General features: G+C 75.4%; 22 protein-coding genes. All 22 read left to right on the top strand.

Annotation, left to right across the window (positions count from 1 at the left end; genetic code table 11):
* Window positions 1-179 precede the first annotated feature (179 nt).
* The 22 genes from ileS (at window position 180) to rplS (ending at window position 25,713) form a co-directional block, all read left to right on the top strand.
* Window positions 180-3,503 carry an isoleucine--tRNA ligase gene (ileS, locus tag AAHH18_RS16330; protein WP_343302338.1) on the top strand — a complete coding sequence of 1,108 codons (3,324 nt, stop codon included), beginning with the start codon at window positions 180-182 and terminating at the stop codon, window positions 3,501-3,503.
* Window positions 3,503-4,894, top strand: coding sequence for a bifunctional folylpolyglutamate synthase/dihydrofolate synthase (locus AAHH18_RS16325; protein WP_343302337.1), 1,392 nt, complete (start codon window positions 3,503-3,505; stop codon window positions 4,892-4,894). Before ileS ends, AAHH18_RS16325 begins: the two co-directional genes overlap by 1 nt.
* Window positions 4,895-5,031: 137 nt before the next feature.
* Window positions 5,032-6,027 (top strand): dihydroxyacetone kinase subunit DhaK, encoded by a 996-nt coding sequence (gene dhaK, locus AAHH18_RS16320; protein ID WP_283319938.1) that lies wholly within the window; start codon window positions 5,032-5,034, stop codon window positions 6,025-6,027.
* Window positions 6,028-6,112: 85 nt separating this feature from the next.
* Window positions 6,113-6,757, top strand: coding sequence for a dihydroxyacetone kinase subunit DhaL (gene dhaL, locus AAHH18_RS16315; RefSeq protein ID WP_343302336.1), 645 nt, complete (start codon window positions 6,113-6,115; stop codon window positions 6,755-6,757).
* Complete coding sequence (gene dhaM, locus AAHH18_RS16310; RefSeq protein WP_343302335.1) at window positions 6,754-7,515, top strand: dihydroxyacetone kinase phosphoryl donor subunit DhaM; 762 nt, start codon at window positions 6,754-6,756, stop codon at window positions 7,513-7,515. The genes dhaL and dhaM overlap by 4 nt, the downstream gene beginning before the upstream one ends.
* A 59-nt stretch (window positions 7,516-7,574) precedes the next feature.
* Window positions 7,575-8,207, top strand: a complete 633-nt coding sequence (locus AAHH18_RS16305) for a TetR/AcrR family transcriptional regulator (protein WP_343302334.1) — start codon at window positions 7,575-7,577, stop codon at window positions 8,205-8,207.
* 146 nt (window positions 8,208-8,353) lie between these two features.
* A complete protein-coding gene (locus tag AAHH18_RS16300; RefSeq protein WP_343302333.1) occupies window positions 8,354-10,039 on the top strand; it encodes an MDR family MFS transporter in 1,686 nt (561 codons plus the stop codon).
* A gap of 9 nt (window positions 10,040-10,048) precedes the next feature.
* Window positions 10,049-10,468, top strand: coding sequence for a DUF4233 domain-containing protein (locus AAHH18_RS16295; protein WP_283319943.1), 420 nt, complete (start codon window positions 10,049-10,051; stop codon window positions 10,466-10,468).
* Window positions 10,469-10,478: 10 nt separating this feature from the next.
* The gene (gene ndk, locus AAHH18_RS16290; RefSeq protein WP_283319944.1) at window positions 10,479-10,910 is read left to right on the top strand and encodes a nucleoside-diphosphate kinase; all 432 of its coding nucleotides are present in this window, start codon (window positions 10,479-10,481) and stop codon (window positions 10,908-10,910) included.
* Window positions 10,911-10,971: 61 nt separating this feature from the next.
* A complete protein-coding gene (gene smc, locus AAHH18_RS16285) occupies window positions 10,972-14,544 on the top strand; it encodes a chromosome segregation protein SMC (protein WP_343302332.1) in 3,573 nt (1,190 codons plus the stop codon).
* A 92-nt stretch (window positions 14,545-14,636) separates the two neighbouring features.
* The gene (locus AAHH18_RS16280) at window positions 14,637-15,149 is read left to right on the top strand and encodes a hypothetical protein (protein ID WP_343302331.1); all 513 of its coding nucleotides are present in this window, start codon (window positions 14,637-14,639) and stop codon (window positions 15,147-15,149) included.
* Between the two features lie 22 nt (window positions 15,150-15,171).
* Window positions 15,172-16,356, top strand: coding sequence for a signal recognition particle-docking protein FtsY (gene ftsY, locus AAHH18_RS16275; protein WP_343302330.1), 1,185 nt, complete (start codon window positions 15,172-15,174; stop codon window positions 16,354-16,356).
* A gap of 180 nt (window positions 16,357-16,536) precedes the next feature.
* A complete protein-coding gene (locus AAHH18_RS16270; protein ID WP_283319948.1) occupies window positions 16,537-17,844 on the top strand; it encodes an ammonium transporter in 1,308 nt (435 codons plus the stop codon).
* Window positions 17,841-18,182 carry a P-II family nitrogen regulator gene (locus AAHH18_RS16265; protein WP_222169764.1) on the top strand — a complete coding sequence of 114 codons (342 nt, stop codon included), beginning with the start codon at window positions 17,841-17,843 and terminating at the stop codon, window positions 18,180-18,182. The genes AAHH18_RS16270 and AAHH18_RS16265 overlap by 4 nt, the downstream gene beginning before the upstream one ends.
* A 38-nt stretch (window positions 18,183-18,220) precedes the next feature.
* The gene (locus tag AAHH18_RS16260) at window positions 18,221-19,987 is read left to right on the top strand and encodes a [protein-PII] uridylyltransferase (RefSeq protein ID WP_343302329.1); all 1,767 of its coding nucleotides are present in this window, start codon (window positions 18,221-18,223) and stop codon (window positions 19,985-19,987) included.
* Window positions 19,988-20,014: 27 nt separating this feature from the next.
* Window positions 20,015-21,616, top strand: a complete 1,602-nt coding sequence (gene ffh, locus AAHH18_RS16255) for a signal recognition particle protein (protein WP_343302328.1) — start codon at window positions 20,015-20,017, stop codon at window positions 21,614-21,616.
* Window positions 21,617-21,650: 34 nt separating this feature from the next.
* Window positions 21,651-22,742 carry an amidohydrolase family protein gene (locus tag AAHH18_RS16250; protein WP_343302327.1) on the top strand — a complete coding sequence of 364 codons (1,092 nt, stop codon included), beginning with the start codon at window positions 21,651-21,653 and terminating at the stop codon, window positions 22,740-22,742.
* A 208-nt stretch (window positions 22,743-22,950) separates the two neighbouring features.
* Complete coding sequence (gene rpsP, locus AAHH18_RS16245) at window positions 22,951-23,382, top strand: 30S ribosomal protein S16 (RefSeq protein ID WP_283319952.1); 432 nt, start codon at window positions 22,951-22,953, stop codon at window positions 23,380-23,382.
* Window positions 23,382-23,621, top strand: coding sequence for an RNA-binding protein (locus AAHH18_RS16240; RefSeq protein WP_222169759.1), 240 nt, complete (start codon window positions 23,382-23,384; stop codon window positions 23,619-23,621). The genes rpsP and AAHH18_RS16240 overlap by 1 nt, the downstream gene beginning before the upstream one ends.
* 156 nt (window positions 23,622-23,777) lie before the next feature.
* On the top strand, window positions 23,778-24,341 hold the full coding sequence (gene rimM, locus AAHH18_RS16235; protein WP_283319953.1) for a ribosome maturation factor RimM: 564 nt from the start codon (window positions 23,778-23,780) through the stop codon (window positions 24,339-24,341).
* 1 nt (window position 24,342) lies between these two features.
* Window positions 24,343-25,119 carry a tRNA (guanosine(37)-N1)-methyltransferase TrmD gene (gene trmD / locus AAHH18_RS16230; RefSeq protein WP_343302326.1) on the top strand — a complete coding sequence of 259 codons (777 nt, stop codon included), beginning with the start codon at window positions 24,343-24,345 and terminating at the stop codon, window positions 25,117-25,119.
* A 225-nt stretch (window positions 25,120-25,344) separates the two neighbouring features.
* Window positions 25,345-25,713 carry a 50S ribosomal protein L19 gene (gene rplS / locus AAHH18_RS16225; RefSeq protein ID WP_283319954.1) on the top strand — a complete coding sequence of 123 codons (369 nt, stop codon included), beginning with the start codon at window positions 25,345-25,347 and terminating at the stop codon, window positions 25,711-25,713.
* The last annotated feature ends 242 nt before the right edge of the window (window positions 25,714-25,955 follow it).

The raw sequence follows: 25,955 nt of genomic DNA, 5'->3' as shown, positions 1-25,955 counted from the left end.
AGCGCAGAGTGGTCGCGCACCGCACCCCGCGAGGGGCACGGTGGACGGCAAGCGGGGTGGTACCGCGGTGCCCCCGGGTCGGTGTCCGGCCCGGGTGACGTCGTCCCCGTGGTCCTGCCGAACCGCACCGCCCCCGCCGCCCGCCGGCGGGAGCACCGACCACAGGAGCGCCATCCGCCATGGCCTACCCCCTGCACCGCTCGCCCGCCGGCAAGCACGTCGCCCCGTCGTCCCCGGGGGCCGCGTTCGGCCTGCCCGCGTCCCCCGACCTGCCCGCGCTGGAGAAGGACGTCCTCGCGTACTGGGAGGCGGACGGCACGTTCCAGGCGTCGATCGACGCGCGTGACGCCGGCGCGGACGGCGCGAACGAGTTCGTGTTCTACGACGGCCCGCCGTTCGCGAACGGCCTGCCGCACTACGGGCACCTGCTGACGGGCTACGCGAAGGACATCGTCGGCCGGTACCAGACGCAGCGGGGCCGCCGCGTGGAGCGCCGGTTCGGCTGGGACACGCACGGCCTGCCGGCGGAGCTCGAGGCGGAGCGGATCCTCGGCATCACGGACAAGTCGCAGATCGAGACGATGGGCATCAAGGCGTTCAACGACGCGTGCCGCACGTCGGTGCTGCGCTACACCGACGAGTGGCGGGTGTACGTCACCCGGCAGGCGCGGTGGGTGGACTTCGACCACGACTACAAGACGCTGGACCCGACGTTCATGGAGTCGGTGATCTGGGCGTTCAAGCGGCTGTACGACAAGGGCTGGGCGTACGAGGGCTACCGCGTGCTGCCGTACTGCTGGAACGACCAGACGCCGCTGTCGAACCACGAGCTGCGCATGGACGACGACGTCTACCGGGACGTCCAGGACCAGACGGTGACGGTGACGTTCCCGCTGACGGGTGCGCGCGCCGAGGAGCTCGGGCTCGCGGGCGTCGCGGCGCTGGCGTGGACGACCACCCCGTGGACGCTGCCGACGAACTCGGCGCTCGCGGTCGGGCCGGACGTGGAGTACGTGGTGGTCCCGGCCGGGCCGAACGGCACCTCGGCCGCGGCGACGCAGCTGCTGCTCGCCCGCGCGCTGGTCAAGGGCTACGCGAAGGACCTGGGCTACGACTCGGCCGAGGACGCCCTGGCGGCGGTGACCCGCGAGCTGCGCGGCGCCGAGCTGGCGGGCGTGCGGTACGAGCCGCTGTTCGGCTACCTCGCGGACCAGCCGGGCATGGCGGAGCACGGCTTCCAGGTGCTGCTGGCGGACTACGTCACCACCGAGGACGGCACCGGCGTGGTGCACCAGGCCCCGGCGTACGGCGAGGTCGACCAGGAGACCTGCGAGGCCGCGGGCATCCCGACGGTGCTGAGCGTCGACGACGGCGGGAGGTTCACCTCCCTCGTCCCGGACTTCCAGGGCCTGCAGGTCTTCGAGGCGAACAAGCCGATCACGCAGCGGCTGCGCGCGGACGGCCGGCTGCTGCGCCAGGCGTCGTACGTGCACTCCTACCCGCACTGCTGGCGCTGCCGGCACCCGCTGATCTACAAGGCGGTGTCGTCGTGGTTCGTCAAGGTGACGGCGTTCCGCGACCGGATGGTCGAGCTCAACCAGGACATCTCCTGGGTGCCGGAGCACATCAAGGACGGCCAGTTCGGCAACTGGCTGGCCGGTGCCCGCGACTGGTCGGTGTCCCGCAACCGCTACTGGGGCACCCCGATCCCGGTGTGGGTGAGCGACGACCCCCAGTACCCGCGGATCGACGTGTACGGCTCGTTCGCGGAGCTGGAGGCGGACTTCGGCCGGCTGCCGCTGAACGACGCCGGGGAGCCGGACCTGCACCGGCCGTTCATCGACGAGCTGACGCGCCCGAACCCGGACGACCCGACCGGGCGCTCGACGATGCGCCGCATCCCGGACGTGCTGGACGTGTGGTTCGACTCCGGGTCGATGCCGTACGCCCAGGTGCACTACCCGTTCGAGAACACCGAGTGGTTCGAGCACCACTACCCGGGCGACTTCATCACGGAGTACATCGGGCAGACCCGCGGCTGGTTCTACCTGCTGCACGTGCTGGCCACCGCGCTGTTCGACCGCCCGGCGTTCCGCACGTCGGTGTCGCACGGCATCGTGCTGGGCTCCGACGGCCGCAAGATGAGCAAGTCGCTGCGCAACTACCCGGACGTGAACGAGGTGTTCGACCGTGACGGGTCGGACGCGATGCGGTGGTTCCTCATGGCGTCGCCGATCCTGCGGGGCGGCAACCTCGTCGTCACCGAGGAGGGCATCCGCTCGGAGGTCCGCCAGGTGCTGCTGCCGCTGTGGAGCACGTGGTACTTCTTCGCGCTGTACGCCAACGCGGCCGGCGACGGCCTCACGGCGCGGCGCGTCACGGCGCAGGACCACGCCGAGGGCCGGCTGTCGACGATGGACCGGTACCTGCTGGCGCGGACGCGGCGGCTGGTCGACGACGTGACCGCGCAGCTCGACGCGTACGACGTGCCGGGCGCCTGCGAGACGGTGCGCGTGCACCTGGACCTGCTGACCAACTGGTACGTCCGCACGCAGCGCGACCGGTTCTGGGGGGAGGACGCCGCGGCGTTCGACACGCTGTGGACGGCGCTGGAGACCCTGACCCGCGTGATGGCGCCGCTCGCGCCGCTGCTGTCGGAGGAGGTCTGGCGCGGCCTGACCGGTGAGCGCTCCGTGCACCTCACGGACTGGCCGGTGCTGGGCGACGGCGGGGCGGACGACGCCGCGCTGGCGGCGGACGACGACCTCGTCGCGGCCGTCGACGGGGTGCGGGAGGCCGTCTCGGCGGCGCTCGCGCTGCGCAAGGCGAACGCGCTGCGCGTCCGCCAGCCGCTGCGGGAGCTGCGCGTCGCGACCCCGGACCCGCAGGCCCTCGCGCCGTTCCGGGACCTGCTGGCCGCGGAGCTCAACGTCAAGGACGTCGTGCTGTCGACGGTCGAGGAGGCCGCCGCCGGCGGGGTGGCGGTGCGCCGCAACCTCGCGGTGAACGCCCGCGCCGCCGGACCGCGCCTGGGCCGCGGGGTGCAGGCCGTCATCCGGGCCGCGAAGGCCGGCGACTGGTCGACCGACGCGGAGGGCCGCGTGGTGGTCCGCACCGACGAGGGCGACGTGCCGGTGCTGGACTCCGAGTACGAGCTCACCACGACGATCGACGTCACCACCGCCGAGGGGGAGGCGCCCACGCTGGCCGCGGGCGTGCTGCCGTCGGGCGGGTTCGTGGTGCTGGACCTCGCGCTGGACGAGGCGCTGCTCGCCGAGGGCTACGCCCGCGACGTGGTGCGCGCCGTGCAGGACGCCCGCAAGGCGGCGGACCTCGTGGTGACCGACCGGATCCGGCTGACGCTGGGCGTCCCCGCGGAGCACCGCGCGGCCGTCGAGGCGCACCGGGAGTTCATCGCGTCCGAGACGCTCGCGACGGCGGTGGTCCTGGAACCGGCGGAGGGCGCCGAGCTCGAAGTCGGCGTCGAGCGGGTGGACGCCTGATGGCCGCCGGGAAGGGCCGGGGCGGGGCCGACCACCTGCGGGACGAGGCCGCTGCGGCCGCCCGCCGTGCCGCGGACGAGGTGTACGCGGGGATCCTCGAGCGGGCCCCCGAGCACGACATCGACCCCACGCTCGACCGGGTGCGGGCGGTGTGCGAGCTGCTGGGCGACCCGCAGCGCGCGTACCGGGTCGTGCACCTCACGGGCACCAACGGCAAGACGTCGACGGCCCGCATGGTCGAGCGTCTGGTGCGCGAGCACGGGCTGCGGACGGGCCGGTTCACCAGCCCGCACCTGAGCCGGGTCACCGAGCGCATCGCGATCGACGGCGAGCCGATCTCCGACGAGCGGTTCGTCGAGGTGTGGCAGGACGTCGCGCCGTACGTGCACATGGTGGACGTGCGGGAGCAGGCGGAGGGGCGGCCGCGGCTGTCGTTCTTCGAGGTGTTCACCGTCATGGCGTTCGCCGCGTTCGCGGACGCCCCCGTGGACGTCGCCGTCGTCGAGGTCGGGATGGGCGGCCGCTGGGACGCCACGAACGTCGCCGACGGCGAGGTCGCGGTCATCACCCCGGTGGCGCACGACCACGAGCGCTGGCTCGGCCACACCCTCGTGGAGATCGCGGGGGAGAAGGCCGGGATCGTCAAGGACGGCGCCACGCTGGTGCTGTCGCGCCAGGAGGAGGACGCGGAGGGCGTGATCCTCCACGCGGCCGCCGAGCGCGGGGCGCGCGTGGTGCGCGAGGGCGTCGACATCGACGTGGTCGAGCGCCAGGTCGCCGTCGGCGGCCAGCTGCTCACGCTGCGCGGCACGGGCGGCGTCTACACGGACGTGTTCCTGCCGCTGCACGGCGAGCACCAGGCGCACAACGCGCTCGCGGCGCTCGCCGCGACGGAGGCGCTGATGGCGGGCGGCGGCGCGCTGGACGCGGCCGTGGTGGAGGTCGCGTTCGCGGACATGGACTCCCCGGGCCGGCTGGAGCTGGTGCGGTCGAGCCCGACCGTGCTGGTGGACGGCGCGCACAACCCGGCGGGTGCCGAGGCGCTGGTCGCGGCGGTCGAGGAGGCGTTCGCGTTCCAGAGCGTCGTGGGCGTCGTCGGGGTGATGGCGGACAAGGACCCCGAGAACATCCTCGCGGTGCTGGAGCCGGCGCTCGACCACGTGGTGGTGACCCGGGCCTCGACGCCGCGCGCGATGGAGGTCGACGACCTCGCCGAGATCGCCCGGGACGTCTTCGGCGAGGACCGCGTGCACGTGCGGGAGCGGCTGGACGACGCCGTGACGCTCGCCGCCGACCTCGCGGAGCGGGACGTCGAGCGCGGCGCCGCGGTACTGGTGACCGGCTCGATCATGCTGGTCGCGGAGGCGCGGACGCTCTTCGGCCGGGCCTGACGGGGGCCGGCGCCGGGGTGCACGAACGTGCACCCCGGCCGCACGCCTGCCCCTTGACGCCCGCCACCTGCGCGGCGAGTGTGAGTGCTGTCGCGACGACGGCGCCGCGACCGGCCGCGCGGAAGGGAACCACCGACGTGAAGAAGCTCATCAACGACCCGCAGAACGTCGTCGCCGAGTCCGTCGAGGGATTCGGGCTGGCGCACGCGGACGTCGTGCAGGTGCACACGGACCCGCTCTTTGTCTCCCGCGCGGGAGGCGTGGTCAGCGGCAAGGTCGGCCTCGTCTCGGGCGGCGGCAGCGGGCACGAGCCGCTGCACGCGGGCTTCGTCGGCGACGGCATGCTCGACGCCGCGGTGCCGGGCGCCATGTTCACCTCGCCCACGCCCGACCAGATCGCCCCCGCGTTCGCCGCGGCCGACGGCGGTGCGGGCGTGCTGGCGATCGTCAAGAACTACACCGGCGACGTCCTCAACTTCGAGACCGCGGCCGAGCTCGCCGACGCGGACGACGTCACGGTCCGCACCGTCGTGGTGAACGACGACGTGGCCGTCGAGGACTCGCTGTACACCGCGGGCCGCCGCGGCGTCGCGGGCACCGTCGCCGTCGAGAAGATCGCCGGGGCGGCCGCTGCGCGCGGCGACGACCTGGACGCGGTGGTCGCGGTGGCCGAGAAGGTCGTCGCCAACGTCCGGTCGATGGGCGTCGCGCTCACCGCGTGCACCGTCCCCCACGCCGGCAAGCCGTCCTTCGACCTGCCCGAGGACGAGATCGAGATCGGCATCGGCATCCACGGCGAGCCGGGCCGGCGCCGCATCCCGCTGGCCGGCGCGGACGAGATCACCGAGATGCTGCTGACGCCCGTCGCCGACGACTTGGGCCTGGCCTCCGGCGAGCGCGTGCTGCTGTTCGTCAACGGGATGGGTGGCACGCCGCTGTCCGAGCTCTACGTCGTCTATCGTCAGGCACGCAGGCTGCTCGAGGGCCGCGGGGTCGAGGTGACCCGGTCGCTCGTGGGCAACTATGTGACATCACTGGAGATGCAGGGCGCCTCGGTCACTGTGCTCCGGCTGGACGACGAGCTCACCGCGCTGTGGGACGCGCCGGTGCGCACGGCCGCGCTGCACTGGTAGCCGCGAGACGGCTGCTGGGGGCATCGGGCCCGCCGTCCTCCGGGACGCGTGGCCGCCGGCACGACGGCGGAGGTGGGAGCGGAGCATGACGGGATCCCTGGGTGCGACGTGGGCGGAGGCCTGGGTGCGCCGGACGGCGCAGGTGGTCGCCGAGAACCGGGAGGAGCTCATCGAGCTCGACCGGCAGATCGGTGACGGCGACCACGGCGAGAACCTCAGCCGGGGATTCACCGCCGTGCTGGCCAAGCTCGACGCCCTGGAGGCGCCACCGGGTGACGTGGGCGCGGTGCTCAAGCTCGTCGCGACCACGCTGATGTCGACCGTGGGCGGGGCGGCGGGCCCGCTCTACGGCACGGCGTACCTGCGGGCGGCGAAGGTCACCGGGCTCCCGGAGCTCGACGCGCACGCCGTCGTGGCGATGCTGGAGGCGGGGCTCGAGGGCATCGTGGTCCGCGGGAAGGCCACCACCGGGGAGAAGACGATGGTCGACGCCTGGACCCCCGCGGTCGAGGCCGCCGTGCAGGCCGCGGACGCGGGGGCGTCGCCCGCGGCGGTCCTCGCGGCGGCGGCCGAGGCCGCGCGGGCGGGGGCGGTCGCGACCATCCCGCTCGTCGCGACGAAGGGCCGGGCGTCGTACCTCGGCGAGCGCTCCGCCGGGCACCAGGACCCGGGGGCGACGTCGAGCGCGCTGATCCTCGAGGCGGCCGCGGACACGGCGGCGGCGGCATGAGCGCGCCCGTCGCCCTGGTGCTGGTCTCGCACTCCGAGCGGCTCGCCGCCGGCCTGCGGGAGCTCGCCGGGCAGATGGCGCCGGACGTGCTCATCGTGGCCGCCGGCGGCGACGGCGCCGGCGGGCTCGGCACCAGCTTCGACCTGGTGCAGGACGCGCTGACCGAGGCGACCGCCGACGGCCGTTCCGCCGTGGTGCTGACGGACCTCGGCTCGGCGGTGCTCACCACCGAGTCCGTGCTCGAGTTCCTGGACGAGGACGTCGCCGCGCGGGTGCACCTCGCGGACGCCCCGATGGTGGAGGCGGCGGTCGCGGCCGCGGTCACCGCGGCCGGCGGCGCACCCGTCGGCGAGGTGCTCGGCGCGGCGGTGGCCGCGGGGGCGGGCTTCCCGCACGCGGCCGGTGCCGGGCAGGTGCCGCCGGACGGCACCGGAGGGCCCGCCGACGCCGGGGGACCGGCGCCCGCGCCGCCCGCCGGGTCCGGCACGCCGGGGGAGGAGAACCCGATCACCGCGCAGGTGGTCGTGCGCAACCCGATGGGCCTGCACGCCCGGCCGGCCGCGGTGCTCGCCCGGATGATGGCCGGCTTCGACGCGACGGTGCGGGTGGACGGGGTGAACGCCGCGAGCGTGCTGGAGCTCATGCAGCTCGGCGCGACGCAGGGCCGCACCCTGGAGGTCTCCGCGACCGGTCCGCAGGCCCGCGTCGCGGTCGACGCGTTCGTCGGCGCGGTCGAGGAGGGCTTCGGCGAGGTGTGAGCCGCTTCACCCGGTCCGCTGCCTGACGCAACCGTGCAGAGCGTGCAAGAATGCATGCCATGCAAGAAGCTGTCGAGCCCGAGGGGCTGCGCGCCCGCAAGAAGCGCGCCCGCCTCGAGGCGCTCGTCGACGCCACGCACCGGCTCGCCGCGGAGCACGGCCTCGACCAGGTGACGGTCGAGGCCGTCTGCGCGGAGGTCGGGGTCTCGGTCCGCACGTTCTTCAACTACTTCGAGTCGAAGGACGACGCCGTGCTCGGCCTCGCCCACTGGCGGATCGACCCGGCCGCCGCCGCGACGTTCGCCGGCGGCGGGCCCACCGGTGACCTGCTGCCCGACGTGCAGGCGCTCGTCGCGCACGTCCTCGACCACCCGCCGCTCGGCAAGGAGCGCATGGAGCGGGCGTTCGAGGTCGCGCGCGGCCACCCCGACCTGCTCGTGCGGGCCTACGCGCACGTGCGCGGCCTGCACGACGAGATCGAGCAGCTCGTCCGCCGCCGCCTCGGCGACGGGGCGGACGAGGCCGTCGTCCTGCTGGTCGGCGCGCTGCTCATGGTGCTCTCGCACGCGACCTTCGTCCGGTGGGACGCCGCCGGCCGCCGGGGCGACGTGCACGACCACCTGCCGTCCGTCGTCGCGGACCTCGCCGCGATCGCCGCGACCGCCGGCCCGGCGGCCGCACCCCCGGGCTGACGCGTCCCGGGCGACCCCGCCCCGGCCGTCCCCGCCCGTCACCCGCGCTCCGCCCCGCCCACCCCAGCACCAACCCGCCGACGACGGCGCCGCACCGGCCGCAGCCGGTCGGCGGCGCGCCACGGCGCGCCCACGAGAGGACCCCCATGGCGACCACCGCCCCCGCCCGCGACGAACCGCTGGTCGAGCTGACCCAGCGCCGGATCTGGCTGATCTTCGGCGCCCTGCTGGCCAGCATGCTGCTGTCCTCGCTCGACCAGTCCATCGTCGGCACGGCGATGCCCACCATCGTCGGCGAGCTGAACGGCGTCGAGCACCAGGGCTGGGTCGTGACGATCTACATCCTGGCGATCGCGATCGTCATGCCGCTGTACGGCAAGTTCGGCGACCTGTGGGGCCGGCGCTGGCCGTTCCTCGTCGCGATCGGCCTGTTCACGCTCGCCTCGGCGGGCGCCGGCTTCGCCCAGTCGTTCGGGGAGCTCGTCGCGTGGCGCGGCGTCCAGGGGCTCGGCGGCGGCGGCCTGATCATCCTGTCGCAGGCGATCATCGCGGACATCGTCCCGGCCAAGGAGCGCGGCAGGTACATGGGGCCGATGGGCGCGATGTTCGGCGTCGCCGCGGTGGCCGGGCCCCTGCTCGGCGGGCTGTTCACGGACCACGCCGACTGGCGGTGGTGCTTCTGGATCAACATCCCGGTCGGCATCGCGGCGTTCGTCACGGCCTGGTTCACGCTGACGCTGCCCTCCCACCGCTCCGGGCGGCGCCTGGACGTCGCCGGCATCGTGCTGCTGACGCTCGCCACGTCCGGGATCGTCCTGCTCACGTCGTGGACGTCGCTGACCGGTGAGGGCGGCTACGACTGGTCCGACGCCCGGCTCGTCGGCCTGCTCGTCGGCACGCTCGTCGCGATCGCCCTGTTCGTCGGCGTCGAGCTGCGGGCGCAGGAGCCGCTCCTGCCGCTGCGGCTGTTCCGCAACCGGACCTTCGCGCTCGCCACCGGCATCGGCCTGGTCATCGGCATGGGCATGTTCGCGTCGCTGGCGTTCCTGCCGACGTTCCTGCAGATGTCCACCGGCTCGGGCGTCACGGAGTCCGGCCTGCTCATGCTCCCGATGACGGTCGGCGTCATGCTCACCGCCATCGGCTCGGGCGTGGCGATCACCCGCACCGGGCGCTACCGGGCGTTCCCGATCGCCGGCATGGCGGTGACCACGGTCGGCCTGGCGTGGCTCACCACGATCACCGGCGACATGTCGATGGTGCTGTTCGGCGTGATGATCTTCGTCCTGGGCGCCGGGCTCGGCCTCGTGATGCAGACGATCGTCCTGGCCGTGCAGAACTCCGTCGACCCGCACGAGATCGGCACCGCCACCAGTGCCAACAACTTCTTCCGGGAGATCGGCGCGGCCGTCGGCACGGCGCTGTTCAGCACGATCTTCACGACGCGGCTCTCGACCCGCCTCGAGGACGTGTTCGCGGGCGTGCCGGCGGGCGGCGCCGACGCGGCGGGCGGAGCCGACTCGCTGACCCCCGCGCTCGTCGCGCAGCTCCCCGACGCGCTCCGCGACGGCGTCGTCACCGCGTACACCGAGGCGCTCGCGCCGGCGTTCTGGTACCTCGTGCCGCTGCTCGCCCTCGGCTTCGTGCTGACGCTGTTCCTGCGCGAGGTGCGGCTGTCCGACGTGGCCGGGATGGTCGCGCGCGGCGAGGCCACCGCGGCGCCCGCGCGGCGCGCGACGGAGCCGGAGGCGGAGCGCGCGGCGGCGTCGGCGGGCGGCCCGTCGGGCTCCGCGGGAGCCGGCGGCCCCGGGTCCTCCGACGGCCCCCGGTAGCCTGCCGAGGTGACCTCCCCGCACGCCGCGCGGCCCGCGCGCCCGAAGCGTCCCGCCAAGCCCCAGTTCGCCTCGACCATCCTGGTCCTGGAGGGCGTGCTGGTGCTGTTCGCGGCGCTCACGGCGCACGGCCTCGCGGCGGCGGGCGTCCTGGGCACCCCGCCGGGGGTGCTGTGGCCGGTCGCCGGGCTGGTGTTCGTGGTCCTCGTCGTGCTGTCGCGCCTCGTGACCGTCCCGGGCGGGTACGTCGCCGGGTCGGTGGCGCAGGTGCTGGTGCTCGCGTGCGGGTTCGTGGTGCCGCTGATGTTCGCCCTCGGCGTGCTGTTCGCGGTGCTCTGGGCGGTGTCGCTGCGGCTCGGCGCGCGCATCGACCGGGAGCGCGCGGCGTACGACGCGGCCCACCCCGAGCAGACCGGCGCCGCCGGTTAGGGTGACGCCCATGAGCGACATCCAGCGCACCCTCGTCCTGGTCAAGCCCGACGGCGTGAGCCGGGGGCTGACGGGCGAGGTGCTCCGCCGCATCGAGGCCAAGGGCTACACCCTCGTGGCCGTCGAGCTCCGCACCGCCGACGACGACCTGCTGCACGCCCACTACGCCGAGCACGAGGGCAAGCCGTTCTTCGGCCCGCTCGTGGAGTTCATGAAGTCCGGTCCGGTCCTGGCGGTCGTCGCCGAGGGCCACCGCGTCATCGAGGGGTTCCGCTCCCTGGCCGGCGCCACCGACCCGACGGCCGCCGCCCCGGGCACGATCCGCGGCGACCTCGGCCGCGAGTGGGGCCTGAAGGTGACGCAGAACCTCGTGCACGGCTCGGACTCCCCGGAGTCGGCCGCCCGCGAGATCGGGCTGTGGTTCCCCGCCCTGGCCCGCTGAGCCCGCGGACCGGCCCGGTGCCTCCGGGTCCCGGGCCGGTGCCGCCACTAGGCTGCCGCCCGTGCACCTGAAGACGCTCACCCTGCGGGGGTTCAAGTCGTTCGCCTCGGCGACGACGCTGCACCTCGAGCCCGGGGTGACCTGCGTCGTGGGCCCGAACGGGTCCGGCAAGTCGAACGTCGTCGACGCGCTCGCGTGGGTGATGGGGGAGCAGGGCGCCAAGTCGCTGCGCGGCGGCAAGATGGAGGACGTCATCTTCGCCGGCACCTCCGGCCGCCCGCCCCTGGGTCGCGCCGAGGTGTCGCTGACCATCGACAACACCGACGGCGCGCTGCCGATCGAGTACACCGAGGTGACGATCTCGCGGACGCTGTTCCGCAACGGCGGCTCCGAGTACGCGATCAACGGGCGGCCGTGCCGGCTGCTCGACATCCAGGACCTGCTGTCCGACTCGGGCCTGGGCCGGGAGATGCACGTCATCGTCGGGCAGGGCCAGCTCGACGCGGTGCTGCGCGCGACGCCGGAGGAGCGGCGCGGCTTCATCGAGGAGGCCGCGGGCGTCCTCAAGCACCGCAAGCGCAAGGAGAAGGCGCTGCGCAAGCTCGACGCGATGCAGGCCAACCTCACGCGCCTCACCGACCTGACCGGGGAGCTGCGGCGCCAGCTCGGGCCGCTCGGCCGGCAGGCGGAGGTCGCGCGCAAGGCGCAGACGGTCCAGGCGGACCTGCGCGACGCCCGGGCGCGGCTGCTCGCCGACGACCTGGCGCAGCTCACCGCGACCCTCGAGCAGGAGATCGCCGACGACACGGCGCTGCGGGCCCGGCGGGCCGAGGCGGAGGCCGCGCTGGACGCCGCGCGCGCCCGGCTGGCGGCCCTCGAGCGCGAGGCCGCCGAGGCCGCCCCCGCCCTGGGTGAGGCGTCGGACCTCTGGTACCGGCTGTCCGCGCTGCAGGAGCGGCTGCGCGGCACGGGGTCCCTCGCCGCGGACCGGGCGCGGCTGCTCGGCAGCGCGACGCCGGAGCCGGCCCGCGGGCAGGACCCGGAGGACCTCGAGCGCCAGGCCGAGCGGGTGCGCGCCGCCGAGGCGGAGCTCACCGCGGAGGTCGACGCGGCGCGCGCGGCGCTGGAGGCCGCGCAGGCCGCCCGGCAGCAGGCGGAGGAGGACGCCGCCACCGCCGAGAGGGCCCTGGCCACCGTGCTGCGGGGCGCCGCCGACCGCCGCGAGGGGCTTGCCCGGCTCGCCGGCCAGGTGGGCGCCCGGCGCAGCCGCCTGGAGGCCACCGAGGCGGAGATCGGGCGGCTGCGCGCGACGCTCGCGGAGGCGGAGCGGCGCGGGCACGAGGCGACCGTCGAGTTCGCCGCCCTGGAGACGCAGGTCGCCGGCGTCGAGGAGGGCGAGGAGGGCCTGGACGCCGCCCACGAGGCCGCGGCGGACGCCGTCGAGACGACCGCCGCGCGGGTCGCCGAGCTGGAGCAGGCGCTGGACGAGGCCGAGCGCGAGCGCGCGGCGCTGGAGTCGCGCATCGAGACGCTCGAGCTGTCCCTGACCCGCAAGGACGGGGCCGGGGCGCTGCTCGCCTCGGACGGCCTGCCGGGCGTCGTCGGGTCGCTCGCCGCGCTCATCGCGGTCGCCGCGGGCGACGAGGACGCGATCGTCGCGGCGCTCGGCGCGTCGGCGGACGCCGTCGCGGTCGAGTCCGTGGAGGCCGCCGTCGACGCCATCCGGTACCTGCGCGAGCAGGACGCCGGGCGTGCGGGGCTCGTCGTGGCGGCGGGCGACGCCGGGACCGCCGCCGCGGGGCAGGGCGCGGCGCCGTCCGGTGCCGCGTGGGCGCTCGACCTCGTCCAGGCGCCGCCCGCCGTGCTGCCCGCGGTGCGCCGGCTGCTCAGCGACGTCGTGGTGGTCGACGACCTCGTCGCCGCACGGGGGGTGCTGCGCGACCGGCCCGACCTGGTGGTCGCGACGCGCGGCGGCGACGTGCTGGCCGCGCACCGGGCGTCCGGCGGCTCCGCGACCGCGCCGAGCGCGTTGCACCTCCAGGCCGCGCTGGACGCGGCGCGCCAGGGCGTCCAGGACGCCGCCGCCCGCGCCGAGCAGGCCCGGTTCGCGCTGGTCGGGGCGCGCGAGGCCCAGGAGTCGGCGCGCGCGGCCTACCAGGACACGCTGGAGCGGCTGAACGAGTCCGACGCGGCGCTCGCGGCGGTCGCCGAGCAGCTCGGGCACCTCGGTGCGACCGCCCGGGCGGCCCGCGCCGAGGCGGAGCGGGTCCAGGCGTCGCTCGCCGCGGCCGAGCAGGCGCTCGCCGAGGGCGCCGCGGAGCTGGCCGGGCTCACCGAGCGGCTCGCGGCCGCCGAGGCCGAGCCCGCCGACACCGACGCGGCGATCGAGGAGCGCACGGTGCAGCGGGACGCCGCGGCCGAGGCCGCCTCGGCCGCCCGGGGCCGGGAGACGGAGGCCCGGCTGACCCTGCGGACGTCGGAGGAGCGCGCCCGTGCGCTCGCGGGCCGCGCGGAGTCGCTGGACCGGGCCGCCCGCACGGAGCGCGCCGCCCGCGAGCGCGCCGCCGAGCGCGAGCGGACGCGCGCCCGCCACGCCGCGGTCGCCACGGCGGTGGCCCAGGGCGCCGGCCAGGCGCTGCGTGCCGTCGAGCACGCCCTGGCCCGTGCGGCCGACGAGCGCGCCGCCGCGGAGGCCGCCCGCGCCGAGCGGGACACGGCCCTGGTCGCCGTGCGGACGCAGGTCGACGAGCGCCAGCGCGAGGTCGCCCAGCTCACGGACGCCGCCCACCGCGACGAGGTCGCGCGCGCCGAGCAGCGGCTGCGCATCGAGCAGCTCCAGGCCCGGGCCGTCGAGGAGCTCGGCACCGACCCGGCCGTGCTCGTCGAGGAGTTCGGCCCGCACCGGGCCGTCCCCGTGCCGGCCCCGGCCGACGCCGACCCCGACGCGCCCACCGAGGTGCCGTACGTCCGGGCGGAGCAGGAGAAGCGGCTGCGGGCGGCCGAGCGCGCGCTCGCCCAGCTCGGCCGGGTCAACCCGCTGGCGCTGGAGGAGTTCGCGGCGCTCGAGGAGCGGCACAAGTTCCTCGTGGAGCAGCTCGCCGACCTCAGGAAGTCGCGCGCGGACCTGCTGGAGATCGTCCAGGAGATCGACGAGCGCGTGGAGCAGGTGTTCGCCGAGGCGTACCGGGACACCGCCGCGCAGTTCGACCGGGTCTTCCCGCGGCTGTTCCCCGGCGGCGAGGGCCGCCTGGTCCTGACCGACCCCGGCGACATGCTCACCACCGGAATCGAGGTGGAGGCGCGCCCGGCGGGCAAGAAGGTCAAGCGGCTGTCGCTGCTGTCCGGCGGCGAGCGGTCCCTGACGGCCGTCGCGCTGCTGGTGTCGATCTTCAAGGCCCGCCCCAGCCCGTTCTACGTCATGGACGAGGTGGAGGCCGCGCTGGACGACGCGAACCTCGGCCGGCTCCTGGAGATCTTCCGCGAGCTGCAGGAGGACTCCCAGCTCATCGTCGTCACGCACCAGAAGCGCACCATGGAGATCGCCGACGCGCTCTACGGCGTGACGATGCGCGGCGACGGGGTGACCACCGTCATCAGCCAGCGGCTGCGGGACGAGGCCGCCGCACCCGCGTGAGGCGCAGGCCGGCGTGAAGATCTCGTGCCGGTTCGCCCCGGATCCGGCGGGTGCCCGGGCAGTTCCCAGGAAGCCGTCGGACAATTGATCCCATGAGCGCGTACGCATGGGGGATCGGGCTGGCGCTGCTGGCCGCGGTGGGCGTGATCGTGGCGGCGAACGCCGCCGAGGGGGGCCGCGAGGGGCTGCGCACGTTCTGGCAGGACCTGCGCGGCGGCCTGCGACGGGACAAGGACGCCGAGCCGGTCGACCGGGACGACGCCGAGCCGGTGGACGTGCCGTTCGAGCAGATGTTCGCCGAGGCGTCCCAGCCCGACGACGGCTACCTCCAGCTGGACGAGCTGGCGGACATGCTGGAGCGCACGGGCGAGCGGGCCGGCCGGCTGCTGCCCGGCCGCTCGGGCTCCCGCGAGCACGGCCACGACCCGGACCGCCCGGCGGACCGCCCCGCGGTGCCCCGCCCGCACGACCGGCACCCGCGGCTGCCTCGCCCGGTGCACGTCCCCGCCGCCGCGCGGCGCTCGGGGCACACGCCCGCCCGCGTCGCCGCCGACGAGCGCCCGCCGGCCGTCCCGCCGCGGCCGCGCGACGGCGACGACGGCTGACACGGGCTGACACACTGTCCCGGTGGACTCGAACGACCTCCTGACCCTGCTCCTCGTCGGCGTGCCGGCGCTCGCCGTCCTCGGCGGCGGCGCCGCCGTGCTGACCCGCCGCCGACGGCCCGGGGGGACGCAGGACGCCGCCGGCCCGACGGCCGTCGAGGACCGTCCCGCCGCCCCGGCCGGCACGGCGGAACCCGGGGCGGAGGCGCCCGCCCCCACGGCGCCCGCCCCCGAGGACGCCGCGGCGCCGCCCGCGATCGAGGTGCCGGCCCCGGCCGCCGGCCGGCTCGCCAGGCTGCGCGACCGCCTCGCCCGCTCCGGCTCGCCGCTCGGCGCACGCATGCTCCAGGTGCTGTCCCGCGACCACCTCGGCGAGGACGACTGGGACGAGCTCGAGGAGACCCTGCTCCTGGCGGACGTCGGTGCCGGCCCGTCGGCGGACCTCGTGGACGCCCTGCGCACGCAGGCGCGCGTGCAGGGCCTCAAGGACCCGGCCCAGGTGCGCGCGCTGCTGCGCGCGGAGCTGCTCGCCCTCGTCGACCCGGGCCTCGACCGCTCGCTGGCGACCTCCCCGCGGACCGGCGAGGACGGCACGACGCTGCCCGCCGTGGTCCTCGTGGTCGGCGTGAACGGCACGGGCAAGACGACGACGGTCGGCAAGCTCGCCCGCGTGCTCGTCGCCGAGGGCCGTTCGGTCCTGCTGGGCGCGGCCGACACGTTCCGCGCCGCCGCCGCCGACCAGCTCGAGACGTGGGGCTCCCGCGTGGGCGTCCGGACCGTGCGCGCCGACCGCGACGGCGCCGACCCGGCGTCGGTCGCGTTCGAGGCCGTCCGCGACGGGGTGCGCGACGGCGCCGACGTGGTGCTGGTCGACACGGCCGGCCGCCTGCAGAACAAGGCCGGCCTCATGGACGAGCTCGGCAAGATCACCCGGGTCGTGACGCGCACCGCGCCGCTGTCCGAGGTGCTGCTGGTGCTCGACGCGACGACCGGCCAGAACGGCATGAACCAGGCCCGCGTCTTCGCGGAGGTCGCCGGGGTCACGGGCATCGTCCTGACCAAGCTCGACGGCACCGCCAAGGGCGGCATCGTCGTCGCGGTGCAGCGCGAGCTCGGCGTGCCGGTCAAGCTCGTCGGCCTCGGCGAGGGCCCGGACGACCTGGCGCCGTTCGACGCGGAGGAGTTCGTGGACGGCATCCTCGGCTGAGCCGCCCGTCGCCCGGGGAGCGACCGCCGACTGAGACGAACAGCCCGGCGTAACACAATGTTGACGCCGCCCGGGGCCTCGTCACACGCCCGTAACGCGGGCGGCGTCGCGTCGAAACTCCTGTTCAGGACGCTGGACCCCGATCCGGCCGCTCGGCTGGCGAGGGGAGAGGCGTTCCACATGGATCTGGACACCGGAGCGACAGCCTGGATGCTGATGTCAGCGTCCCTGGTGCTGCTCATGACGCCGGGACTGGCGTTCTTCTACGGGGGCATGGTGCGCGGCAAGTCCGTGCTCAACATGATGATGATGTCGTTCATCAGCATCGCCGTGGTGGTCGTCGTGTACGTCTTCTGGGGCTGGTCGATGTCCTACGGCTCGGACGTCGGCGGCCTGTTCGGCAACCCGTTCGACCAGTTCGGGCTGGCGGGCACGATCTGGGACGACAGCGGCGAGTTCCTGCTCGACGCCTACGGCGTGCCGGTGGTCGTCGGCGTCGCGTTCCAGGTGACGTTCGCGATCATCACGGTCGCGCTCATCAGCGGCGCGATCGCCGACCGCGTGAAGTTCGGCACCTGGGTCGCGTTCACCGCGCTCTGGGCGACCGTCAGCTACTTCCCGCTCGCCCACATGGTGTGGGGCGGCGGCCAGCTCTCCGGCGCGGAGAACAGCGTCGCGGCGCTGCTGTTCGGCACCACGGACGGCGCGGCCACGGTCGCCCCGATCGACTTCGCCGGTGGCACCGTCGTGCACATCAACGCCGGTATCGCGGGCCTCGTGCTCGCGCTGATCATCGGCAAGCGCAAGGGCTTCGGCAAGGAGCCGATGCGCCCGCACAACCTGCCGTTCGTCATGCTCGGCGCTGCGCTGCTGTGGTTCGGCTGGTTCGGCTTCAACGCCGGCTCCGCGTTCACCGCCGACGGCAACGCGGGTCTCGCCTGGGTCAACACGACCGCCGCCACCGCGGCCGCCGTCATCGGCTGGCTGGTCACGGAGAAGTTCCGCGACGGGCACGCCACCTCCCTGGGTGCCGCGTCCGGTGTCGTCGCCGGCCTGGTCGCGATCACCCCGGCCGCGGGCACGCTGCGCCCGGTGACGTCGATCATCCTCGGCGTCGTCGCGGGTGTGCTGTGCGCCCTCGCGGTCGGCCTCAAGTACCGCTTCGGCTACGACGACTCGCTCGACGTCGTCGGCGTCCACCTGGTCGGCGGCCTCGTCGGCACCATCGGCATCGGCTTCCTGGCGGCCGACACCGGCCTGTTCTTCGGCGGCGGCGCCAAGCAGCTGGTCGTGCAGACGGTCATCGCGCTGCTCGCCCTGGTGTTCTCGGGTCTGGTGACCCTGGTCATCGGGCTCATCCTGAAGGCCACCATGGGCTGGCGGGTCAGCGAGGAGGCCGAGGTGGGCGGCATCGACCTGGCCGTGCACGGTGAGACCGCATACGAGACGCTGGGCGGAGCCCGCGTCGTGACGGAGGTGAAGGCATGACCAAGCTCGTGTCCGCGGTCATCCAGCCGCATCGGCTCGACGACGTGAAGTCGGCCCTGGAGGCGGCCGGTGTCCGCGGCCTGACGGTGAGCGAGGCGTCCGGGTACGGCCGCCAGCGCGGCCACACGGAGGTCTACCGGGGCGCGGAGTACACCGTCGACCTGGTGCCGAAGGTCAAGATCGACGTGCTGGTCGCCGACGAGGACGCCCCGGGCGTCACCGAGGTGATCGTCAAGGCCGCGCAGACCGGCAAGATCGGCGACGGCAAGGTCTGGGTGGTCCCCGTCGAGGACGTCGCCCGCGTCCGCACCGGCGAGCACGGGGTCGACGCCCTGTGACGACCGGCACCACGACGGCCGGCCGGACCGGCTGACGGATGGCCGACCCGACCGAGGTCCCGCACTCCCCGGAGCTCCCGGGGGTGCGGGACCTCCGCTCTGAGCGGCTCGTGCTCGCCGAGCGGCTGTCCGGCCCGGACGCCGACGGCGGGGCGCGGCGCCGCGCCGTGTCCGACCTGGTGCTGCGGCGCCTGGCGGAGCTGTGGGACACCGCGACCGAGGGTCGCGAGACGCCCGGCATCGGCCTCGGCGCCGTGGGGTCCGTCGGCCGCGGCGACGCGAGCCCGGCGAGCGACCTCGACCTGCTGCTCGTGCACGACGGCCGGGGCCACTCCGCGGAGGAGCTCGCCGGCCTCGCCGACCGGCTCTGGTACCCCGTGTGGGACGCGGGCCTCGACCTGGACCACTCCGTGCGGTCCCTCGCGCAGTGCCGGCAGGTGGCCTCCCGCGACCTCCCGGCGGCGGTCGGCCTGCTGGACCTGCGCCCCGTGGCCGGCGACCCGGGCATCGTGCACCGGGCGCAGTCCGCGCTGCTGGCCGACTGGCGGTCCGCGGCCCGCCGCCGGCTGCCCGAGCTGCTGGCCTCGACGCGGCAGCGCGCCGAGCGGCACGGCGAGCTCGCCTACCTCATCGAGCCCGACCTCAAGGAGGCCCGCGGGGGCATCCGGGACGCGGTGGTGCTCTCCGCGCTCGCCGCGACGTGGCTCACCGACCGGCCGCACGGCGCCGTCGACCGCGCGCACGCGCACCTGCTCGACGTCCGCGACGCGGTGCAGACCGTCACGCGCCGGCACACGAACCGGCTGCTGCTCGCCGACCAGGACGAGGTCGCCGAGCTGCTGGGCGTGGGGGACCGGGACGACCTGCTCGCGAGCCTCGCCGAGGCCGGCCGGGTCATCTCGTACGCCCTGGACACGACCGCCCGCAACGCCCGGCAGGCGCTCGCCCGGCCCGCGCGCCGACCGGTGCTCGTGCGGGGACGTCGCACGCCGCCGCGCCTGCGCGCCGTGGCCGAGGGCCTGGTGGAGCACGACGGCGAGCTGGTGCTGGCCGCCGACGCCCGGCCCGCCGACGACCCGCTGCTGTCGCTGCGCGCGGCCGCGACCGCCGCCCGGACGGGGCTGACGCTGTCGCCGATCACCGTCGCGAGCCTGGAGCGGACGCCGCCGCTGCCGACCCCGTGGCCGAAGGCCGCGCGCACCCTGCTCGTGCAGCTCCTCGCCACAGGGCCCGCGCAGGTGCCCGTGTGGGAGGCGCTGGACCTGGCCGGGGTCGTGACCACGTGGATCCCGGAGTGGGCGGGCGTCCGCAACCGCCCGCAGCGCTCGCCGATCCACCGCCACACCGTCGACCGTCACCTCGTGGAGGCCGCCGCCCGCGCGGCCGGCCTGCGCCGCACCGTCGACCGCCCGGACGTGCTGCTGGTCGCCGCGCTGCTGCACGACATCGGCAAGCGCGCCGGCGCCGCGGACCACTCCGTCGAGGGCGCGCGGCTGGTCGGGCCGGTCGTGCAGCGCATGGGCTTCCCGGCGGCGGACGTGGCCGACGTCGAGCTGCTGGTGCGGCACCACCTCACGCTCGCCGACCTGGCGACCGGCGCGGACCCCGACGACCCGGCCACCGTCGAGGCGCTCCTGGCCGCCGTGGACCACCGGCCGGACCTGCTGGCGCTGCTGCGCGCGCTGACGGAGGCGGACGCGTCCTCGGCCGGCCCCACGGCCTGGACCGCGTGGCGGGCGCAGCTCGTGGACGACCTCGTGGCGCGGGCGACCACCCGGCTGGCGGGTACGCTGGGACGTCCCTGACCGCCGAGAGAGCGTGAGGATCGCGCGGTGTTCGCCACCCTGTCCGACCGACTGACGTCGACCTTCAAGAACCTGCGCTCCAAGGGGCGGCTGTCCGAGGCGGACATCGACGCCACCGTGCGCGAGATCCGCCGGGCGCTGCTCGACGCGGACGTCGCCGTCCCCGTCGTCCGGCAGTTCACCGGCGCCGTGCGCGAGCGGGCGCTGTCGGCCGAGGTGTCGGGCGCGCTGAACCCCGCCCAGCAGGTCGTCAAGATCGTCAACGACGAGCTGGTGACGATCCTCGGCGGCGCGAACCGGCCGCTGACGCTCGCCAAGAACCCGCCGACGGTCATCCTGCTCGCCGGCCTCCAGGGCGCGGGCAAGACGACGCTCGCCGGCAAGCTCGCCCTGCACCTCAAGGGCCAGGGCCACACCCCGATGCTGGTCGCCGCCGACCTGCAGCGCCCGAACGCGGTCACCCAGCTGCAGGTGGTGGGGGAGCGCGCCGGCGTGCCGGTCTTCGCGCCGCACCCCGGCAACCAGGGCTCCGAGCAGGACGTCGTCGTGGGCGCCGACCCGGTGGCCGTGGCGCGCGAGGGCCTGGCGACCGCGAAGGCCCGCCAGCACGACGTGCTGATCGTCGACACCGCGGGCCGCCTCGGCGTGGACGCGGAGCTCATGCGGCAGGCCGCCGACATCCGCGACGCCGTCGACCCGGACGAGATCCTGTTCGTCATCGACGCGATGATCGGCCAGGACGCCGTCGCGACGGCCACCGCGTTCGCCGACGGGGTCGGGTTCACCGGCGTCGTGCTGTCGAAGCTCGACGGCGACGCCCGCGGTGGCGCCGCCCTGTCGGTCGCGTCCGTCACCGGCCGGCCGATCCTGTTCGCGTCGACGGGCGAGAAGCTCACCGACTTCGAGGTGTTCCACCCCGACCGCATGGCGTCGCGCATCCTCGACATGGGCGACGTGCTCACCCTCATCGAGCAGGCCGAGCGCGCGTTCGACGCCGAGCAGGCCGAGCAGATGGCCGGCAAGCTCGCCTCCGGCGAGGGCTTCACGCTCGCGGACTTCCTGCAGCAGATGCAGCAGCTCAAGAACATGGGCTCGATGAAGAAGATGCTCGGCATGCTCCCCGGGATGGGGCAGATGCGCGAGGCCATCGAGAGCTTCGACGAGCGCGAGGTCGACCGGGTCGAGGCGATGATCCGCTCGATGACCCCGGCGGAGCGCGACAACCCGAAGATCATCAACGGCTCCCGGCGCGCCCGCATCGCCGCGGGTTCCGGCATGCAGGTGTCGGACGTCAACGGCCTGCTGGAGCGGTTCGCCGCGGCGCAGAAGATGATGCAGCAGATGGCCCGCGGCGGCGGCATGCCGGTGCCCGGCATGGGCAACCTGCCCGGGACGGGCCGCAAGGGCCGCGGCCGCACGGCGCCGTCGAAGAAGGTCAAGGGCAGGTCCGGCAACCCGGCGAAGCGCGCGGCGCAGGAGCGGGCGGCGGCCGACCGTGCGGCGGGGATCGCGCCCGCGGCGCCGGCGGCGAAGGGCTCGGCGTTCGGCATCGGCGGGCCGGCCCCGCAGCAGCAGGACGCGTTCGACCCGTCGAGCATCGAGGACCTGCAGAAGTTCCTCGGGCGCTGACCGGGGACCTCCGGGGCTCCGCGGGGGAGGCGCCGTGGCCGACGTGCTGCACCTGACCGGGCCGGTCGTCGTCGACGACGACCGGGTCGTGGGCGAGGCGTGGGTCGTCGGCGGGCGGCTGACGTTCGAGCGCCCGCCGGGTGCCGCGGCGACGCGGGTCGACGGCTGGGTCGTGCCCGGGCTGGTCGACGTGCACTGCCACATCGGCCTCGCCGCCGAGGGCGCCGTCGACCGCGCGACCGCGCAGGCGCAGGCCCTCGCCGACCGGGACTCCGGCGTGCTGCTGGTCCGCGACGCCGGGTCGCCCGCCGACACCGCGTGGGTGCACGGCCGGCCGGACCTGCCGCGTCTGCTGCGGGCCGGGCGGCACCTCGCGCTGCCGAGGCGCTACCTGCGCCACTACGGCCGCGAGCTCGCGTCGCCGGACGTGCTGCCCGCCGCCGTGGCCGAGGAGGCCGCGCGCGGCGACGGCTGGGTGAAGCTCGTCGCGGACTGGATCGACCGGGACCTCGGGGCCGACGGGGACCTGCGGCCGCTGTGGCCCGCCGACGTGCTGGCCGAGGCCGTGCGGGTCGCCCACGCGGCGGGCGCTCGGGTCACGGCGCACACGTTCGCGCAGGAGGCGCTCGACGACCTGCTGGACGCGGGCGTCGACTGCCTGGAGCACGCCACCGGGGCGACCGACCGGCACATCGACCGGATCGCCGCCGCCGGCGTCCCGGTCACGGCGACGCTGCTGCAGGTCGCGCAGTTCGGGGCCATCGCCGAGCGCGCCGGCCGGTACCCCGTGTACGCCGCGCGGATGCGGCGCATGCACGCCCGCCGGTACGCCCACGTGCGCGACCTGCACGACGCGGGCGTGCCGGTGCTCGTCGGCACCGACGCGGGCGGCACCATCGCGCACGGCCGCATCGCCGACGAGGCGGCCGAGCTGGTGGCCGCGGGGCTGCCGGCGCACGACGTCGTGGCCGCCGCGTCGTGGCGCACCCGCGCGTGGCTCGGCGTCCCGGGGCTCGCGGAGGGGGAGAGCGCCGACCTCGTGGTGTACGACGCCGACCCCCGCCGGGACGTGCGGGTGCTGCGCGACCCGCGCGCCGTCGTGCTGCGGGGCGTGCGCGTGGCGTGACGCCCGCCGCGGCCCGGTGGGTGCGACGGTGCGGACGGTCGTGGGCGGTTGGGGACCGTGCCCCGCGTCTGGCACAATGACCTGCTGTACTCGGCGCGCCCGGCCCCTCTACCCGCGCGATGCCGTGTCCTCCAGGTCGGACCCGTCCCGCATGCCCCACGTGCAGGACGCGACGACCGCCCCGTAGACACCCAGGAGAGACCACACAGTGGCCACCAAGATCCGCCTGAAGCGCCTCGGCAAGATCCGGGCGCCGTACTACCGCGTCGTCGTCGCGGACTCCCGCACCAAGCGTGACGGCCGCGTCATCGAGGAGATCGGCAAGTACCACCCCACCGAGGAGCCCTCGCTCATCGAGATCTCCTCGGAGCGTGCGCAGTACTGGCTCGGCGTCGGCGCGCAGCCGAGCGAGCAGGTCCTCGCGCTCCTCAAGGTCACCGGTGACTGGCAGAAGTTCAAGGGCCTGCCGGGCGCCGAGGGCACGCTGCGGACCAAGGCCGCCCCGGCCGACGTCCAGGCCAAGGTCGACGCGGTCGCCGCCGACGCCGAGAAGGCCAAGGCCAAGGCGTCCGAGAAGAAGGCCGCCGCCACCGAGGCCCCGGCCGCCGACGAGGCGCCTGCCGAGGACGAGCAGGCCTGATGCTCGCCGACGCGCTGGAGCACCTGGTCCGGGGCATCGTCGACCACCCGGACGACGTGCAGGTGGACGCCCGCACGCTCCGCCGCGGCGACCTGCTCGAGGTCCGGGTCCACCCGGACGACCTCGGGCGGGTCATCGGCCGTGGCGGCCGGACCGCCCGCGCCCTGCGGACCGTCGTCGGCGCGCTGTCGGCCGACGGACCCGTGCGCGTGGACGTCGTGGACGTCGCCCGGCGGTGAGCCGCGCGCCCGTGCCGCCCCGCGCGGCGCGGTGAGACACCGGCACAGGCCCGGTCCCAGCAGGGGCCGGGCCTGTGCCGTGCCCGCACCGCCCCCACCGTCCCGCTCCGCCGCGCCCTACCCTGGTCCGAGACCCGGACGCCCGAGAGGAACCCCATGCTGCTGACGGTCGCCCGCATCGGCCGCGCCCACGGACTGCGCGGCGAGGTCGCCCTCGACCTGCGCACCGACGAGCCGGAGTCGCGCCTCGCCGCCGGGACCGTGCTGCCCACCGACCCGCCGGCGCGCGGTCCGCTGACCATCGCGGGCACCCGGGTCCAGCAGGGCCGCTGGTACGTGACGTTCGCCGAGGCGGGGGACCGGACGGCCGCGGAGGCGCTGCGCGGCGTCGACCTGCTGGTGGACGTGGCCGACGAGGACGACGACGAGGACGCGTGGTACCCGCACGAGCTCGCGGGGCTGCGCGCCGAGCACGTCGACGGCCGGGTGCTGGGGGAGGTCGTCGGGCTGGAGCACCTGCCCGCCCACGACGCGCTGGTGCTCCGGGAGACCGGCGGCGCGCGGACCCTGGTGCCGTTCGTCCGGGCGATCGTGCCCGTCGTGGACGTCCCGGGCGGCCGCGTCGTGCTGGACCCGCCCGGCGGGCTGCTGGCCTCCGACGCGGCGAACCTCGTGGTCAGCGACGAGACCTCGGGCACCGGCGCGGGGGACGACGACTGACGTGCGCATCGACATCGTCTCGATCTTCCCGGACTACCTGAGCCCGCTCGGGCTGTCCCTGGTCGGCAAGGCCCGGGCGGCCGGGCTGGTGGACCTGCGGGTGCACGACCTGCGCGACTGGACCACCGACCGGCACCGCACCGTGGACGACACTCCGTTCGGCGGCGGGGCCGGCATGGTCATGAAGCCCGACGTCTGGGGGGCGGCGCTCGACGGCCTCGTGGACGAGGGCACGCACCTGCTGCTCCCGACGCCGTCCGGGGCGCCCTTCACCCAGCGGCACGCCGAGCGGTGGGCGTCGGACGAGCACCTCGTCGTCGCGTGCGGGCGCTACGAGGGCATCGACGCCCGGGTCGCCGCGCACTACGCGAGCCGGCCCGGCGTCCGCGTCAGCGAGTACTCGCTCGGGGACTACGTGCTCAACGGCGGCGAGGCGGCCGCGCTCGTGCTCGTCGAGGCCGTGGTGCGGCTGCTGCCCGGCGTGGTGGGCAACCCCGCCTCGCTCGTCGAGGAGTCCCACGGCAGCGCCGGGCTGCTGGAGTACCCCGTCTACACGAAGCCCCCGACGTGGCGGGAGCTCGACGTCCCGGAGGTGCTGCTGTCCGGGCACCACGGGCGCGTCGAGCGCTGGCGGCGCGACCAGGCCCTCGAGCGCACCGCCGAGCGGCGGCCGGACCTGCTGGAGCGCGTCGACCCGGCTGCCCTCGACCGGGGCGACCGCGAGGTGCTCACCGGGCTCGGCTGGCAGGTCGGCGACGAGGGCGTGACGCGGGGCTGAGCCGGGTCGGCACGTGCCGGGCGCGCGGCCACCGGCCGGTTTCTCCCGTCCCAGGCGGGTGTGGCACACTGGTCGGTCGGTGCGCGACGGCCGCGTCTCTGCCACAGGGGAGACGACCCACGGCCCGCCGAGCGATCGGCCGCACACCGCTCACTGCCATCCCGGCGCCGCAGGGCGCCGACGACGACGCGCGTGACCTGTGGCACGGCGGGAAAGCGACGAACGATGTCCCACATCCTCGACCAGCTCGATGCGGCCTCCCTCCGCACCGACGTCCCGGACTTCCGCCCCGGTGACACCCTCAAGGTCAACGTCAAGGTCGTGGAGGGCAACCGCTCCCGCGTCCAGGTGTTCCAGGGCGTCGTGATCGCCCGCCAGGGCGACGGCGTGCGGGAGACCTTCACGGTCCGCAAGGTCTCGTTCGGCGTGGGCGTCGAGCGCACCTTCCCGGTGCACTCCCCGACGCTGGAGTCCGTCGAGGTCGTCACCCGCGGTGACGTGCGTCGCGCGAAGCTCTACTACCTGCGCAACCTCCGCGGCAAGAAGGCCAAGATCAAGGAGAAGCGCGAGTCGGTCCCGGCCAAGAAGGCCTGAGACCCCGCAGCACACGACGGGCGGCACCCCCACGGGGTTGCCGCCCGTCGTCGTCCCCGCCGCGACCGGGCAGATTCCGTGCGGACCGCGAGCGAGGTCGGTCGAGGCCCGCGCGACGTGGGAGAGTGACCCGGTGACGGATCAGCACGAGGCCCGCGCCGGCCACGCCGAGCACCGGGCCGCGGCACCTGCGGGGCGCAGCCGCGGGCCGGTCGCGTCGTTCCTGCGGGAGACGGCGATCA

It is taken from the genome of Cellulomonas olei (assembly GCF_039548315.1).
Classification (GTDB): Bacteria; Actinomycetota; Actinomycetes; order Actinomycetales; family Cellulomonadaceae; genus Cellulomonas.
This window is presented reverse-complemented; position numbering and strand designations above follow the sequence as displayed.

Excerpts from the sequence above, each read along its gene's own strand:
- ileS (WP_343302338.1), top strand. The coding sequence starts at position 180 with ATGGCCTACCCCCTGCACCGCTCGCCCGCCGGCAAGCACGTCGCCCCG.
- AAHH18_RS16325 (WP_343302337.1), top strand. The coding sequence starts at position 3,503 with ATGGCCGCCGGGAAGGGCCGGGGCGGGGCCGACCACCTGCGGGACGAG.
- dhaL (WP_343302336.1), top strand. The coding sequence starts at position 6,113 with ATGACGGGATCCCTGGGTGCGACGTGGGCGGAGGCCTGGGTGCGCCGG.
- dhaM (WP_343302335.1), top strand. The coding sequence starts at position 6,754 with ATGAGCGCGCCCGTCGCCCTGGTGCTGGTCTCGCACTCCGAGCGGCTC.
- AAHH18_RS16305 (WP_343302334.1), top strand. The coding sequence starts at position 7,575 with ATGCAAGAAGCTGTCGAGCCCGAGGGGCTGCGCGCCCGCAAGAAGCGC.
- AAHH18_RS16300 (WP_343302333.1), top strand. The coding sequence starts at position 8,354 with ATGGCGACCACCGCCCCCGCCCGCGACGAACCGCTGGTCGAGCTGACC.
- ndk (WP_283319944.1), top strand. The coding sequence starts at position 10,479 with ATGAGCGACATCCAGCGCACCCTCGTCCTGGTCAAGCCCGACGGCGTG.
- AAHH18_RS16280 (WP_343302331.1), top strand. The coding sequence starts at position 14,637 with ATGAGCGCGTACGCATGGGGGATCGGGCTGGCGCTGCTGGCCGCGGTG.
- AAHH18_RS16270 (WP_283319948.1), top strand. The coding sequence starts at position 16,537 with ATGGATCTGGACACCGGAGCGACAGCCTGGATGCTGATGTCAGCGTCC.
- AAHH18_RS16265 (WP_222169764.1), top strand. The coding sequence starts at position 17,841 with ATGACCAAGCTCGTGTCCGCGGTCATCCAGCCGCATCGGCTCGACGAC.
- AAHH18_RS16260 (WP_343302329.1), top strand. The coding sequence starts at position 18,221 with ATGGCCGACCCGACCGAGGTCCCGCACTCCCCGGAGCTCCCGGGGGTG.
- AAHH18_RS16240 (WP_222169759.1), top strand. The coding sequence starts at position 23,382 with ATGCTCGCCGACGCGCTGGAGCACCTGGTCCGGGGCATCGTCGACCAC.
- rimM (WP_283319953.1), top strand. The coding sequence starts at position 23,778 with ATGCTGCTGACGGTCGCCCGCATCGGCCGCGCCCACGGACTGCGCGGC.
- rplS (WP_283319954.1), top strand. The coding sequence starts at position 25,345 with ATGTCCCACATCCTCGACCAGCTCGATGCGGCCTCCCTCCGCACCGAC.